The organism is Brenneria populi, assembly GCF_036016195.1.
Classification (GTDB): Bacteria; Pseudomonadota; Gammaproteobacteria; order Enterobacterales; family Enterobacteriaceae; genus Brenneria; species Brenneria populi.
The window spans coordinates 341,543-356,604 of sequence record NZ_JAYWTM010000007.1 but is presented as its reverse complement, the minus strand read 5'-3'; the positions used below and the strand labels follow the sequence as shown (position 1 = coordinate 356,604).

The 15,062-nt window shown below is 57.8% G+C and carries 13 protein-coding genes; 8 read left to right on the top strand and 5 right to left on the bottom strand.

All coding sequences use genetic code 11. From position 1 onward, the window contains the following. The first annotated feature begins 343 nt into the window (after nt 1-343). From VSX58_RS11615 to ybcJ, 3 genes are all read left to right on the top strand, one after another. Entirely contained in the window at nt 344-1,621 is a 1,278-nt protein-coding gene (locus tag VSX58_RS11615; protein WP_327618207.1) for a DUF1835 domain-containing protein, read from the top strand. A 166-nt stretch (nt 1,622-1,787) separates the two neighbouring features. Beyond that, nucleotides 1,788-2,654, top strand: a complete 867-nt coding sequence (gene folD, locus VSX58_RS11610) for a bifunctional methylenetetrahydrofolate dehydrogenase/methenyltetrahydrofolate cyclohydrolase FolD (RefSeq protein ID WP_327618206.1) — start codon at nt 1,788-1,790, stop codon at nt 2,652-2,654. Between the two features lie 33 nt (nt 2,655-2,687). Further along, entirely contained in the window at nt 2,688-2,900 is a 213-nt protein-coding gene (gene ybcJ, locus VSX58_RS11605) for a ribosome-associated protein YbcJ (RefSeq protein WP_327613327.1), read from the top strand. A 138-nt stretch (nt 2,901-3,038) separates the two neighbouring features. Here ybcJ and cysS read toward each other — a convergent pair whose 3' ends face one another. Both cysS and VSX58_RS11595 read right to left on the bottom strand, forming a co-directional pair. Continuing rightward, entirely contained in the window at nt 3,039-4,424 is a 1,386-nt protein-coding gene (cysS, locus tag VSX58_RS11600; protein WP_327618205.1) for a cysteine--tRNA ligase, read from the bottom strand. Nucleotides 4,425-4,652: 228 nt separating this feature from the next. Then, nucleotides 4,653-5,075: a DoxX family protein gene (locus VSX58_RS11595; protein WP_327618204.1), complete on the bottom strand. Its 423-nt coding sequence runs from the start codon at nt 5,073-5,075 to the stop codon at nt 4,653-4,655. A gap of 273 nt (nt 5,076-5,348) precedes the next feature. Between VSX58_RS11595 and ppiB the strand changes: the two genes are divergently transcribed. The 5 genes from ppiB (at nt 5,349) to VSX58_RS11570 (ending at nt 10,285) form a co-directional block, all read left to right on the top strand. Further along, a complete protein-coding gene (gene ppiB / locus VSX58_RS11590; protein WP_327618203.1) occupies nt 5,349-5,843 on the top strand; it encodes a peptidylprolyl isomerase B in 495 nt (164 codons plus the stop codon). A gap of 10 nt (nt 5,844-5,853) precedes the next feature. Next, nucleotides 5,854-6,576 (top strand): UDP-2,3-diacylglucosamine diphosphatase, encoded by a 723-nt coding sequence (lpxH, locus tag VSX58_RS11585; RefSeq protein WP_327618202.1) that lies wholly within the window; start codon nt 5,854-5,856, stop codon nt 6,574-6,576. Between the two features lie 223 nt (nt 6,577-6,799). Continuing rightward, complete coding sequence (gene purE / locus VSX58_RS11580; protein ID WP_327618201.1) at nt 6,800-7,309, top strand: 5-(carboxyamino)imidazole ribonucleotide mutase; 510 nt, start codon at nt 6,800-6,802, stop codon at nt 7,307-7,309. Then, entirely contained in the window at nt 7,306-8,376 is a 1,071-nt protein-coding gene (gene purK / locus VSX58_RS11575; protein ID WP_327618200.1) for a 5-(carboxyamino)imidazole ribonucleotide synthase, read from the top strand. The genes purE and purK overlap by 4 nt, the downstream gene beginning before the upstream one ends. A 625-nt stretch (nt 8,377-9,001) precedes the next feature. Next, on the top strand, nt 9,002-10,285 hold the full coding sequence (locus VSX58_RS11570; RefSeq protein ID WP_327618199.1) for an HAAAP family serine/threonine permease: 1,284 nt from the start codon (nt 9,002-9,004) through the stop codon (nt 10,283-10,285). A gap of 22 nt (nt 10,286-10,307) precedes the next feature. Here VSX58_RS11570 and pstB read toward each other — a convergent pair whose 3' ends face one another. From pstB to VSX58_RS11555, 3 genes are read right to left on the bottom strand one after another with little or no spacing between them, the layout of a single operon-like run. Beyond that, nucleotides 10,308-11,087 (bottom strand): phosphate ABC transporter ATP-binding protein PstB, encoded by a 780-nt coding sequence (pstB, locus tag VSX58_RS11565; RefSeq protein WP_407654869.1) that lies wholly within the window; start codon nt 11,085-11,087, stop codon nt 10,308-10,310. A gap of 51 nt (nt 11,088-11,138) precedes the next feature. Then, nucleotides 11,139-12,821: a phosphate ABC transporter permease PstA gene (gene pstA / locus VSX58_RS11560; protein WP_327618197.1), complete on the bottom strand. Its 1,683-nt coding sequence runs from the start codon at nt 12,819-12,821 to the stop codon at nt 11,139-11,141. Next, on the bottom strand, nt 12,818-14,983 hold the full coding sequence (locus VSX58_RS11555; protein ID WP_327618196.1) for an ABC transporter permease subunit: 2,166 nt from the start codon (nt 14,981-14,983) through the stop codon (nt 12,818-12,820). Before VSX58_RS11555 ends, pstA begins: the two co-directional genes overlap by 4 nt. Between the last annotated feature and the right edge of the window lie 79 nt (nt 14,984-15,062).

The window sequence follows — 15,062 nt, the reverse complement described above, 5'->3', positions numbered from 1 at the left end:
GTGATGGAATAACCTTACGCGGCATAACGGCGGTGTATACTCATCCTTCGAGTCGCCTGTGCGTTGGCTTGGTTACTCGCCCCATCCGTGGGCCTGACCCCTGCGGGGCCAGCGCAACCTCTGTTCAAAAACGCGTTGGCGTTTTTGTCCTGCAATTCGAATTATTTAGAGTATATACTGGCTATTGCAAGCGGCGCGGCGCTTTGTTAACGTGAAGCTGGCGCGATCGACGCCTCCTTGTCCGCGGAAAGGGCCACGCCCACGATCGATGAAACGGTATGCCTTATGGCTTTCCCTTTTCTGTCTGATTGGCGGGCGCAGACCTTAGAAAAGGGGCGTCACGATGACACCATCCCAATCTGCTGTATTTTCCTCGCCATTTCGCATCAATCTTGAACAACAGCGTAAGCGCGCCAAAGCGTTGCGTGACGCCATCCGCCAATCTCAACCCGAGGCGATCGCCCGTTTTCAACGTTACCATTCCGGTCTGACGCCGGCGCGGCTGGTTGAGAGGTACGGGCGGCTGAGCGATGCCCAATGGATCATCGCCCGGGAGCTGGGGCTGCCGAGCTGGCCGAAACTGAAAGCCCATATCGCGGCGATGGAACAGGCGAAAAAAACCATCGATACCCAGCTCAATCCGCCGGATCACGCGCTTTCCACCCTGCATATCCGCTGCGGTTCCGATATTCAGCACGCGCTTCGTCAGGCTGGATTTGCCGGCGATTATCTGGCCTATAGCGATCCGTTTTGCCAGGGGCCGGTGCTGACCGGCGATGATTGGCTGGCGGCACGCGTGGCGTTTCTCGCCGATCGCTATGCCTCTCGCATGGGCGTCAGCCGGCAGCATCTGACGCAACAGCGCGAACAGGAAGAACATACCCTGTTGTCCGCGGCCGAGCGTTATCAGCGCATCGTGCTGTGGTTTGAACACGACAGCTACGATCAGCTGATTTTGATGCGCTGCCTGGCTCATTTCCATACCCGCCCCGCACCGTTGCTTGAAATGGTCACGGTCGATAGCTACCCCGGCAGCCGTCGTTTTATCGGGCTCGGACAGCTTCCCATGGAAGCCTTGCTGCTGCTTTGGCAGTCGCGCCAGCCCGTGACCGACGGGCAATGCCGCCAAGGTTATCAGCTGTGGGAGCAGGTGCGTTCGGACAACCCCGCGCCGCTGCTCTCTTTGGCCGCCGACGCCGCAAACGATCTTCCCTTTTTACCCCAGGCGCTGCGGCGTCACTGCCAGGAGTTTCCCGATATCGAAAACGGACTCGGGCTGACCGAACAGCTGGCACTGCGCTGTCTGGCCGAACGGCCCTGTACCCATAAGCAGCTGTTCCGTACCCTGACGGAACGGTATGAGCCGCTGCCCTGGCTTGGGGATATCATGCTGGATGCGATTATTGACCCGCTGCGGCTGGCGCCCAAACCGGCGCTGTTCCTGGATACAGAGTCAAATACTCTGCGCCTGACGCCGGTCGGCCGGGAACTGCTGGCCAACAGGCTGGACTGGATGCGGTGCGGTCCGGCCGTCCGCTGGCTTGGCGGCGCGCGTATCGCAGGCGATCGCCCCTGCTGGCGCTGGGATCCGCAGCGACAACGGCTGGTGCTGACCGCCTAACGCCCCCGCGGCGGCAAAAATAGCCCTGATGCCCTTCGGCGCGCGGAGAAGGGCTGATTTGCCGCCATTCAGATGATTATATTGACGCAGTGCCTGACAGCGCGCCCGGCTTCTGACAAAATAGCGCCACTCCCTCCGTATTTAAAATTGATGGACTTCAGCTCAGATGGCAGCAAAGATTATTGATGGTAAAACGATTGCGCAGCAGGTCAAAGACGAAGTCGCTGCGCGGGTAAAACAGCGTTTGGCGGCGGGTCAACGCGCACCGGGCCTCGCGGTTATTCTGGTCGGCGACAACCCCGCTTCACAGATTTATGTCGCCAGCAAACGCAAAGTCTGCGAAGAAGTCGGCTTTATCTCCCGCTCCTACGACTTACCCACGACCACAACCGAGGCCGAACTGCTGGGACTCATCGACCGGCTTAATGCGGACAACACGATTGACGGTATTCTGGTTCAGCTCCCTCTGCCTGACGGCATCGATAATACCAAAGTGATTGAGCGCATCTCGCCCGATAAAGACGTCGATGGATTCCATCCGTACAACGTCGGCCGGCTTTGCCAACGCGCGCCGCGCCTGCGCGCCTGTACTCCGCGCGGGATCGTGACGCTACTGGAACGCTATAATATTGAAACCTATGGTCTGAACGCCGTTGTCGTCGGCGCCTCCAATATCGTCGGCCGGCCGATGAGCCTGGAGCTGTTGCTGGCGGGCTGCACCACGACGGTTACCCACCGTTTTACCAAAAATCTGCGTCATCACATCGAACACGCCGATCTGCTGGTGGTTGCCGTGGGTAAACCCGGTTTTATTCCCGGCGAGTGGATCAAGCCGGGCGCGATTGTGATCGATGTCGGGATCAATCGTCTGGACAGCGGCAAAGTCGTCGGCGACGTGGAGTTCGACGCCGCGCGGGAGAGAGCCGCCTACATCAGCCCGGTGCCGGGCGGCGTGGGCCCGATGACGGTGGCGACCCTCATTCAGAACACCTTGCAGGCTTGCGAGGAGTATCACGACGGCGCCGCACGCTAACAGCGGCGTTTAACGCATAACAATCAGGATATTATGGAAATTTTTCATCTCGATAAACACCCGCACGTTGAACTATGCGACTTATTGAAACTCCTGGGCTGGAGTGAAAGTGGCGCTGCGGCCAAAATGGCCATCGCCGCCGGAGAAGTCGCCGTCGACGGGCAAACGGAAACGCGCAAGCGCTGCAAAATCGTCGCCGGCCAGAAAGTGCAATTTGACGGCGCCTCGGTGGAAGTCAGGGCCTGATAAAAAAACGCCGCTTGCAGCGGTTCGAAGGGGGACGGGCAGAAAGCCCGTCATAAAAAATCGCCGGCAGCGCCGGCGATCCGTCATCGTTTGAGACGCCCGCGCGGGCATCGCGAAATACGGCGTGGCGCCAGAAGATTATTTGCGCCGCCAGGTCGTTCCCTGCGGGCCGTCTTCCAGAATAATGCCCATCTCATTCAGCCTATCGCGCGCGTCGTCCGCCAGCGCCCACTCTTTCGCCTGACGGGCGTCTTTACGCTGCTTAATCAGCCTTTCAATCTCTTTAACGTCGTCATCGTCCGCCTGCGCCCCGCTTTGCAGAAAGAGTTCGGGATCCTGCTCCAGCAGGCCCAGCACTTTCGCCAGCTTACGCAGCGCGGCGGCCAGGTGACTCGCCGCAAGCCGATCCTCCGACTTCAGGCGATTGACCTCGCGCGCCATGTCGAACAGAACGGAATAGGCCTCCGGGGTGTTGAAATCATCATCCATGGCCTCGCGGAAACGCGCCTCAAACTCCTCGCCGCCCTTGGCCTCCACGCCGCGGTCCGTACCGCGCAGCGCGGTGTACAAACGCTCCAGCGCCGAACGCGCCTGTTTCAGGTTCTCTTCGCTGTAGTTAAGCTGGCTGCGGTAGTGGCCCGACATCAGAAAGTAGCGCACGGTTTCAGCATCGTAGTACGCCAGCACATCCCGCACGGTGAAGAAGTTATTGAGCGACTTCGACATTTTTTCCCGGTCGACCATCACCATGCCGGAATGCATCCAATAGTTGACGTAAGGGCCGTCGTGCGCGCAGGTGGATTGGGCGATTTCGTTTTCATGGTGCGGGAACATCAGGTCCGAGCCCCCGCCGTGAATATCGAAATGATCCCCCAGCTGTTTGCAGTTCATCGCCGAACATTCGATATGCCAGCCGGGACGTCCCTCCCCCCACGGCGAAGACCAGTGGGGCTCGCCCGGCTTGGACATCTTCCACAACACGAAGTCCATCGGATTGCGCTTCACTTCCGTAATCTCTACCCGCGCGCCGGCCTGAAGCTGCTCCAGATCCTGGCGCGATAGCACGCCGTAGCCCGGCGCGGTATCAACGGAAAACATTACGTCGCCGTTGGACGCCACATAGGCATGGCGGCGCGCGACCAGCTTTTCGACCAGTTCGATAATCTCGGCGATATGATGGGTGGCGCGCGGTTCGGCATCCGGGCGCAGAATATTTAACGCGTCAAAATCGGCATGCATTTCGGCGATCATCCGGGTGGTCAGCCGATCGCTGCTTTCACCATTTTCCGCCGCGCGTTTAATAATTTTATCGTCAATATCGGTAACGTTACGCACATATTTCAGCGAGTATCCCAGATAGCGTAAATAGCGCGCCACCACGTCAAACGCCACGAAAGTACGCCCGTGACCGATATGACACAGGTCATAAACGGTAATGCCACACACATACATCCCCACATGACCGGCGTGGATAGGTTTGAATTCCTCTTTTTGGCGACTCAGCGTATTAAAAATCTTTAGCATCAGGACGTTCCATGGTATTCGCAGGATAGGTGAATCATTGTTCGCTGTAAGCGTGAGCAACATCGATTTATTTAGGGCTTTTAACTCTAACGGCGTATTGAAACCTGAACCCTGCGCTATTGCAAGGCTGAGTCGACGGAATAAGCAGATAATCGATAAGGACTAGAGGCAACGAAGCCCGGAATGATCCGGGCCAAGAACAATACCGTTCAACTGACGCAAAGGCTATCAGCGTAAACGCGGGTTGGACATCACGGAGTATTTGCCGCTCCCCAGAAAGGCGATGGCCAGACCGGCAAAGAAGAAGACCGCGGCCGGTTCCGCAATCCAGGCGCCGGTTTTAGCCAGAACGAATAAGCCGTTCGGATTCGCCAGCCAGGCCGCCGTCACCATCGTTAGCGAGAAAATCAGCGCGGACGGACGGGTGAAAATACCCAAAATCATCAGCAGCGGCGTAATGACTTCGCCCACGTAAACGCCGTAGGCGATGAACGCGGGCAGACCCGCCGCCGCCAGCATGCCTTCAATGCCGCCGACGCCGCTATGCACTTTATGCCAGCCGTGAAACAACATTAAGATACTGAAAGACAAACGAAGTAACAGCTTGCCGAAATCCGGCTTATCAAAAACGCGATTGATACTGTCCAGCATGATGCACCTATCTGTTTAGTGATGTCGAAGGAGAATGATAATCAGTTTCAGATTAGTCGTTGTTACTGCTAAAGAACAAGCGAATTATGCAAAACAGCGAACGCCATCAGCCCATCCCGGCTCACCGCCCCGGCGATTAGGGAAACGGCCGGAAAGATACCGGGCATACTGACTCGGCAAGCCAGTTATGTTATAAGTGCGCTCTTGGTTGCTCGCACACTCGGCGAGCATCGTTCCACATTACTCTATTATGGCTATGCAAGGTTCATTACTATGATCACGTTTCATACCAACCACGGCGATATCGTTATCAACACATTTGCAGACAAAGCGCCGGTTACCGTAGAAAACTTTCTGGATTACTGCCGCAGCGGCTTTTACGACAACACCATTTTTCACCGCGTTATCAATGGATTTATGATCCAGGGCGGGGGCTTTGCGCCGGGCATGCAGCAAAAAACGACCAAAACGGCGATTAAGAATGAAGCCAACAACGGGTTAAAAAACACCCGCGGCACGCTGGCGATGGCCCGCACCAACGATCCGCACTCCGCGACGGCGCAGTTCTTCATTAACGTGGTTGATAACGACTTCCTGAACTTCCGTTCGGAACGCGCCGACGGCTGGGGCTACTGCGTGTTCGCCGAAGTCGTCGAGGGTATGGACGTCGTGGACAAAATCAAAGGCGTGGCGACGGGCCGCAGCGGTATGCACCAGGACGTGCCGAAAGAAGACGTCGTCGTCACTTCCGTTACCGTTAGCGAGTAATTGCGGTCGCATGGCGACGCTGTTTATTGCCGATCTGCACTTAAGTATTGATGAACCGGCGATCACCGCCGGTTTTCTGCGTTTTTTACGCCATGAAGCCGTGCATGCGGACGCGCTCTATATTTTGGGCGACCTGTTCGACGCCTGGATTGGCGATGACGATCCGCAGCCGCTGCATGCCACCGTCGCCGATGCTCTGCTGACGCTGCATCGACAGGGGGTGCCCTGTTATTTCGTGCATGGCAATCGGGACTTTCTGATCGGCAAACGTTTCGCCAGGCGAAGCGGGCTCACGCTGCTGCCCGCGGAGAATGTGCTCGACCTGTACGGCCATAGGCTCCTGATTCTGCACGGCGATACGCTGTGCACCGACGATATCGCCTATCAGAAATTTCGCCGCCGGGTGCATAATCCGCTGATACAGCGTTTTTTTCTGCTGTTGCCCCTGGCATGGCGGCTGCGGATCGCCGCCGGGATGCGTTCGGCCAGCCGGCAGGCCAACCAGCGCAAGTCGCTGGAGATTATGGATGTTAACCCCGAACAGGTTATCGAACGTTTACGCCACTACCGGGTGAATACCATGATCCACGGCCATACCCACCGCCCGGCGATCCATCAGATCGTTAGCGGGAATTTCCGCGCCCGGCGCGCGGTGCTCGGAGCCTGGCATCATGAAGGCTCAATGATCAAAGTTACCCCCCAGGATATCGAACTGATTTCGTTTCCATTCTAGCCGTTTCCCCCCTGCCGTTTGCCCTATGATTCATTTTTCCAATCGACGCAACCGTTTTCCTTACCATAAGGTCGTGATATGCTCTACGCCCTCAAAGTCAGAGCCCTATTGGTGAGCTACGCTATGCGTCGATGATTAACATCGAGACCATCACCCGGGAAATACCTGACCGACGCGACATCATCAACATCGCCATCATGTCAATCACAGGAGTTTTACAGGCATGTCATCCAACGCCGCCCCGGCTAAAATCGCCATCGTCATGGGTTCAAAGAGTGACTGGGCCACCATGCAGTTTGCCGCGGAAATTCTCACTACGCTGAATATTCCCTTTCATGCGGAGATCGTCTCCGCCCACCGGACGCCCGATAAGCTATTCAGTTTCGCAGAGCAGGCGGCAACAAACGGTTTTGACGTGATTATCGCCGGGGCCGGCGGCGCGGCGCACTTACCCGGCATGCTGGCGGCCAAAACGCTGGTGCCGGTATTGGGCGTGCCGGTACAAAGCGCGGCGCTGAGCGGCGTCGACAGCCTGTATTCCATTGTGCAGATGCCGCGCGGCGTTCCGGTCGGAACGTTGGCCATCGGCAAAGCCGGCGCCGCCAACGCCGCGCTGCTGGCGGCGCAGATTCTGGCGCTGCATGACCAGGCGCTCGCCGTACGCCTGGCGGACTGGCGGCGACGTCAGACCGACGACGTGTTGTCCAATCCCGACCCGCGGGAGGAAGCATGAAACCGGTTTGCGTATTAGGCGACGGCCAACTGGGCAGAATGCTGCGCCAGGCCGGCGAACCCTTGGGTATCGCGGTTTACCCCGTCGGGCTGAACGCGGATCCGGAGTCGGTCCCGTTTCAGAACAGCGTGATCACCGCGGAAATCGAACGCTGGCCGGAAACCGCGCTCACGCGGGAGCTGGCGCAGCATGCCGGATTCGTTAACCGCGATATTTTTCCGCGTCTGGCCGATCGCCTGACGCAAAAACAGCTGCTGGACTCCCTGGCGTTGGCTACCGCCCCCTGGCAGTTGCTGGCCGGCGCCGATCAATGGCCGCAGGTTTTCGCCCGGCTTGGCGAACTGGCCATCGTGAAGCGGTGCGTCGGCGGCTACGACGGCCGCGGACAGTGGCGTCTGCGCGATGGCGAGCAGCATACGCTTCCGGCGGACTGCTACGGCGCATGTATCGTCGAGCAAGGCATCAACTTTTCCGGCGAGGTATCGCTGGTCGGCGCGCGCAACGCCCATGGCGACTGCGTATTCTATCCGCTGACGCATAATCTGCATCAGGACGGCATCCTGCGCGCCAGCGTCGCCCTTCCCCGCCCGGCGCCGCGATTGCAGCGGCAGGCGGAGCATATGCTGTCGGCCATTATGCATGAACTGGGCTATGTCGGCGTGATGGCGATGGAGTGCTTTATTGTCGGCGATGACCTGCTGATTAACGAACTGGCGCCGCGCGTGCACAACAGCGGGCACTGGACGCAAAACGGCGCGTCGATAAGCCAGTTCGAGCTGCATCTGCGGGCGATTCTGGATCTGCCGATGCCGGCTCCCGCCGTCGACAGCGCGTCGGTGATGGTCAATCTGATCGGCACGGAGATCAACCTGGAGTGGCTGTCGCTGCCGCTGGTGCGCCTGCACTGGTATGAAAAAGAGGTGCGCCCCGGGCGCAAGGTCGGCCACCTGAATTTACAGGCGCAGGACAACGCGAATCTGCGCCAAACGTTACAATCGCTGACGGCCATGTTGACGGACGACTATCATCCCGGTCTACGCTGGGCGCAAGAGACGTTATCCGCCTGAGGCGCATGCTATTTTCTCTTCGGATATACGCCGGCGTATATCCGAAGACAATATTAATAATTGATCGCGATATATTTTTCGTTAGTTAATACTTTGCTTATTTTTTACTCTTTTTATATCGATTAACGCATCACTCTTAATATTTTAAGTCGTCGATATGTTTATCAAAATAATTCCATACGCTTCATTTACACGTTCGAATCAATATTATTTTTCGACCGCTCAGATATAGTATGCGGCGGTAAAACGGTATTTTTACCGGCATAGTTATACCCTAAATAATTCGAGTTGCAGGACAAAAACGCCAAAGCGTTTTTGAACAGCGCTTGCGCTGACCCCGAAGGGGTGAGGCCATCAGGCCGAATAACGCGGCGACGCAGCGAATCCCCAGGAGCTTACAGCAATAAGTGACTGGGGTGAGCGACAAATCTGCCAAGAGCAGAGTTGAACGCCGCTTGCGGCGGCCCCAACGGGGCGAGCTCCATGGATGGAGCGAGTAACAAAGCCAACGCATAGGCAACTTGAAGTATGACGGGTATATAGCCCTGTTTATTTTTTGCTCCCGTAGCGGCGGAGTGCCGGTACTGTATTTTTTATATACGGCGTTCACTAAGGAGAAATTCGCATGAGCACGATTCAAGATAGCGGCCAGATAGCGGAACAGGCTTCAGTCTGGCGGAAAAGCGATACCGTCTGGATGCTGGGCCTCTATGGCACCGCGATTGGCGCCGGCGTACTGTTTCTGCCGATAAATGCGGGTATCGGCGGTCTTATCCCATTAATCATTATGGCCGTTATTGCTTTCCCGATGACCTATTATTCTCACCGCGCCCTATGCCGTTTCGTCTTATCGGGTAAAAAAGGCGGCGAAGATATCACCGAAGTGGTTGAAGAACATTTCGGCGTCGGCGCGGGAAAATTAATCACGCTGCTCTATTTTTTCGCGATTTATCCCATTCTGCTGGTTTACGGCGTGGCGATTACCAATACGGTAGAGAGTTTCATTATCCACCAGATGCACTTACCCGCGCCGCCGCGAGCGATTCTGTCGTTGATATTAATTCTGGGACTAATGTTTATCGTCCGTTTTGGCGAAGCCGCGATCGTTAAGGCAATGAGCATTCTGGTATACCCTTTCGTCGCTGTTTTAATGATCCTGGCTTTATATTTAGTGCCATACTGGAGCACCGCGGTTTTCGAACACGCGTCGCTGACCAATAACGCAACCGGCAATGGCCTGCTGGCGACGCTGTGGCTAGCTATTCCGGTGATGGTTTTCTCCTTCAACCACTCGCCGATTATCTCCTCGTTCGCCGTCGCCAAGCGTAAAGAGTATGGTGACGAAGCCGACGGAAAATGCTCGCGCATTCTCTCCTACAGCCATATCATGATGGTGATCACCGTGATGTGTTTCGTATTCAGCTGCGTGCTCACCCTCTCCCCGGCCGAGCTGATGGAAGCGAAGGCGCAGAACATCTCCATCCTCTCTTATCTGGCGAACCACTTTAATAACCCGATGATGGGCTACCTGGCGCCGATTATCGCCGCCATCGCCATTTCCAAATCGTTCCTCGGCCACTATCTGGGCGCCAGCGAAGGTTTCAACGGCATGATGATGAAAGCGCAGCGCGGCAAGGGTAAAACCATTTCCAGCGCCAGGATGAACCGCATTACCGCCGCGTTCATGCTGATCACCACCTGGATGGTGGCGACGCTGAACCCAAGTATTCTGGGCATGATTCAAACCCTGGGCGGCCCCGTCATCGCCTGTCTGCTGTTCCTTATGCCGATGTACGCCATTCAGAAAGTCCCGGCGATGAAAAAATACAGCGGCCATATCAGCAACCTATTCATCACCGTCATGGGGCTGATCGCCATCTCCGCCATCATCTACAGCCTGTTTGGTTAAGCCGGGCGGCAAAGCGCCGGTTTTAACAGAACCGGCCGGTAATGTAATCTTCCGTGCGGCGTTGCGTCGGCGAGGTGAATAAATCATCCGTTTGGTTATATTCGATTAACGTCCCCTGATGGATAAATGCCGTGTAATCGGAAACGCGCGCCGCCTGCTGCATGTTGTGCGTCACCAGCACCAGCGTGAAATGCCGCTTCAAGGCGCCGATCAGCTCTTCAATCACCAGCGTTGAGATAGGATCCAGCGCCGAAGTCGGCTCATCCAGCAACAACACCTCCGGCTTAATGGCGATCGCCCGCGCGATCACCAGACGCTGCTGCTGGCCGCTGGAAAGCGTCAGCGCGTTATCTCCGAGCCTATCTTTCACCTCATGCCATAACGCCGCCGCGCGCAAGGCATGTTCCATCGCCTCATCCAGCAAACGGCGGTCCCGAACGCCCTGCAGCCTCAGGCCGTAAATCACATTTTCATAAATGGACTTGGGAAAGGGATTCGGCCGCTGAAAAACCATGCCGACCCGGCGGCGCAATAGCGACACGTCCAGCTGCGGGTCGGTAATCGGCATGCCATACAGAGAGATATCGCCCTCGGTGCGGCAGCCGTCGATCAGATCGTTCATGCGATTAAAGCAGCGCAGCAGCGTCGATTTGCCGCAGCCGGACGACCCGATCAGCGCGGTTACCCGATGTTGGGGAATGCGCAGGGAAATATCATTCAGCGCCCGTTTATCCCGGTAATAGAGATGAAGATGCTCCACGGACAGCGCCACCTGCTCATCACTGAACCGAGGAACGCTCATAACCGGCGATGTCCGCGACGACTTTATTGATTCCATAATTTCATCCTGCATTCAGAGTGACAGCGTACGGTATTTTTCACGCAGCGTATGGCGGATCCCCATCGCGGCCAGATTCAATGCGACGACAATCAATACCAGCAGCAACGCCGTGATATAGACCAGAGGCCGCACCGCTTCCACATCCGGGCTCTGAAAAGCCAGATCGTAAATCTGAAAGCCCAGATGCATAAATTTTCGCTCCAGATGAAGATAGGGGAAAAGGTCGTCGACCGGCAGCGCCGGCGCCGATTTCACCACCCCCACCAGCATCAGCGGCGCGGTTTCCCCCGCCGCGCGCGCGACGGCGAGGATTAGCCCGGTCATCATCGCCGGCACCGCCATCGGCAGCACCACATGCCACAAGGTTTCGGCTTTCGTGGCCCCCAGGGCCAGAGAACCGTAGCGCACCGACATCGGGATGCGCGATAATCCCTCTTCGGTGGCGACGATCACCACCGGCAGCGTCAGTAGCGCCAGCGTCAGCGACGCCCACAGCAACCCCGGCGTACCAAACGTCGGATTAGGCAACGCTTCGGCATAAAAAAGCCGATCCAGCGTGCCGCCGATCAGATAAACGAAAAACCCCAGGCCAAATACGCCATAAACGATCGACGGAACGCCGGCCAGATTGACCACGGCGATCCTGACCCAGCGAGTCAGCGTATTTTTACCCGCATATTCATGAAGATAAACAGCGGCAATCACGCCGAGCGGCATAACGACGATCGTCATCAGCACCACCATAAGCACCGTACCGAAAATCGCCGGGAACAGATATCCGGGATGATTGCTATCGGGCGAATAGTGCGTCAGCATATAGCGAATCTGCTTCGCCCCGTGGGCGATTTTCTGGCTGCGACTCATCGCATTGGGATACCAGGCCTGCTCAATATCCCTGAGCGGGAGAAGATGCATAACGCCATTCGCATCGCGCAACTGCAGCCTATCACGGTCAATCTCCCGGTTAAGTTCGGCCAATTGCAGAGAAAACTCAGCGAAATGACGCTGTAATTCGCTCCGCTCGGCGTTGATTCGCGCCTGCGTCCGGCTATCCAGGGTATCCGCCTGCCGCCGCTTTCTCTCTTCCAGACGCAACATGTCGAAGCGCTGGTTGATTTTCGCCATCTCTCCCAGGCGAATATCCTGCGCCATCGCCAACAGCGCCTGAACCTGTTTCACCCGGCGATGCAATGTTCGGGGCAGATCGCCGGCCAGCAAGGGTTGCCCATCCTCCAGCATACCGGCCAGATAGCCATAGGCGACGTCGCTGTTCGCCAGCCTCAGCGCCAGAATATCCGCCGGTTTGCTACGGCTGATAACATCGCGGGATAGCAGCAGATGAAAGCTCTGGCCATAAATTTCGCGCCGGCCGGTTTTGATCAGATAACGCGTCGCCGCTTCATCCGGCCGCGCGGCTAACAGCAGCCCGGCATCCCTAAGCTGCTGCGGTGACAGTCGCTGCTCAGCGTAAACCTCGCCGATCAGCGCGAAAGCCCCGTCTTGCGGCGCCGCCGCCCGCTGTTGCGAAGGGGCCGGCTGTTGCAAAGTAAAGAGCCACACCGGTTGCGGCCACAGATAGCGCACGCCCTGCCCGGCCAGTAAAACGAAAACCGCCGCCATCGCCAGCAGGCTGACGCTGATGGATGCGGCCGTCAGCCATATCCACGGCTTGCCGGAACGGAACCAGCGCTTCACGCTTTTTCTCCTTCATCACGATAACGCTGGCGCAAACGCTGGCGTATCGACTCGGCCAGCGTATTGACCACGAAAGTGCAGACGAACAGCGCCAGCGCCGTCAGGAACAGTACCCGATAATGGCCGCCGTTGATGACGGCGTCCGGCATTTCAATGGCGATATTGGCCGCCAGCGAGCGCAGCCCCAGGAGCAGGCTTTCATCGATAATCGGCGTATTGCCCGTCGCCATCAGTACGATCATGGTTTCCCCTACGGCGCGGCCGAAGCTGAGCATCAGCGCGGCGAAAATCCCGGCGCTGGCGGAAGGCAGCACCACGCGCCACAAGGTTTGCCACGGCGTGGCGCCCAACGCCAACGAGCCCTGGCTCAAACGGGCCGGCACGCTGAATAACGCATCCTCCGCCAGCGAAAAGATTAGCGGGATCAGGGCGAATCCTAACGCAACGCCCGCCACCAGCGAGTTGCGCTGAACGAAATCATCCCCCAGCCACTGGTATAAGGGCTGGCCCAGCAGCCGGATTTCCAGAGCCGGCCCCAGCCAGCAGCCGATCGCCAGCGCCAGCAGGATGGGCGGCAGCAGAAACAGCGCATCCCAGCCGGCGGGGAAATATTTACGCCAGCCGGCGGGCAGGGATTCCAGCAGCCGGCCGCTGGCGAGCACGGCCAGCGCCAATAAAAACGGCATAGCCAGGATGGTCGACAGATAGGCGGCGAAGTGCGGCGCAAGCCAGACGGCGGCAATCAGGCCGATCACCACCGTCGGCAGCGCGCCCATGATCTCCAGCGTCGGTTTAATCCAGCGTCGCAACGCCGGAGACATAAAGCAGGCGGTATAGACGGCGGCCGCCAGCGACAGCGGCGTAGCGAAAAGCATCGCGTAGACGGCGGCTTTCAGCGTGCCCAGCATCAGCGGCACCATGCTGAATTTAGCCTGATAGCCGTCATCCGCAGCGGTGGACTGCCAGATATAGGCCGGTTCGGGATAATTTTCATACCATAGTTTTTGCCACAGCCCGCGCCAGCCGATATCCGGGTAGGGGTTGTCCACTTTGTACGTCCGCCAGCCGTTTTCCGTCTCCACCAGCATCGCCTGGCCGCGGGGAGAAAACGCCAGCGATCGCGCGTTCTGCGCGATCCGTTCGGTCAACAGCGCGTCCGGCTGTTTGCTGGCGAAAAGGGACAGCTCGCCCTGCGGCGTCAGCGTCGCAAACACCCTGCGCTGCGCCTCGCTGGCTAACAACGCCGATGCCCCCGCCGCCTGGGTAAACCGGCGGATGGCCGTCAGCCGCATCCCCTCTTCCGTCGGAACGTCAAACCACTGGGCGATCTCTCCTGCGGCCGATTGCACCAGAAGCGAACGTCCGCCGGCCAGTAAGGCCAGGCGCGCCGCGCCTTGTTCGGCCAACTGCCGTTTCTCCCGCAGTATCAGCCCGGCGTCCGATTGCCATACGCTCAGTTGAGTACCGTTGAGAAGATAAATTTGCCGGCCATCCGGCGTTATCAGCAGTTGGTCGACCGCCTTTTCAGGCAGTTCGATCTGCGCCTGTTGCCGCACGCCCGCCTCCCCAACTTCGCTGACCGTCAGACGGTAATCCTGGGTGACGGCCGCCACTATCAGGCGTTTTTCGGCAACCGCCGCCACGCTCAGCTGACGTAACGGCTGCGCGGGCAGCCCCAGCGATAGCGGCTCCTCGCCGAACGGGAATTTCCACTGCGCGGGGAGATTTCCATTCGGCGGCAGCAAGGGCTGCACGATGCGGATGCGTCCGTCAGACTGGCCCAGCGCGTAAAGCTGCCGATCGTTATGGCTTTCCGTCAGTAAATTCACCGACGGCGCAAGCCGCACACGCTGCGTCGCCAAACCGGACGAGAGTGAAATAAATTCGCCGTAGCCTTGCCGATCGATGCGAAAGCCGATTTGTCCGTTGTCGCTAATTCCTACGGCCAGCGCAGGCTCCCCGGCGTTCAGCGGAATCGCTTGCCATTCGCTGACGGAAGGGGAAAGGAAGATCGGCGTTACCACATACAGCAGATAGAAAAAAATAGATAACGGCGCCATCAGCACCAATAAACCGCTGCCGGCGACGACGCGGCGCGTCAGGCGCTCAATCCACGCTCGCCGGCGATCCCGGCGCTGTAATCGGTTAACTGTATTTTCCATCGCTCTCGCCGTAATATTGCACTCGTCAGCGTCCCTTTAATCGCTCATCCCAAAGAAAACGGGTGGCATATGTTGCCTT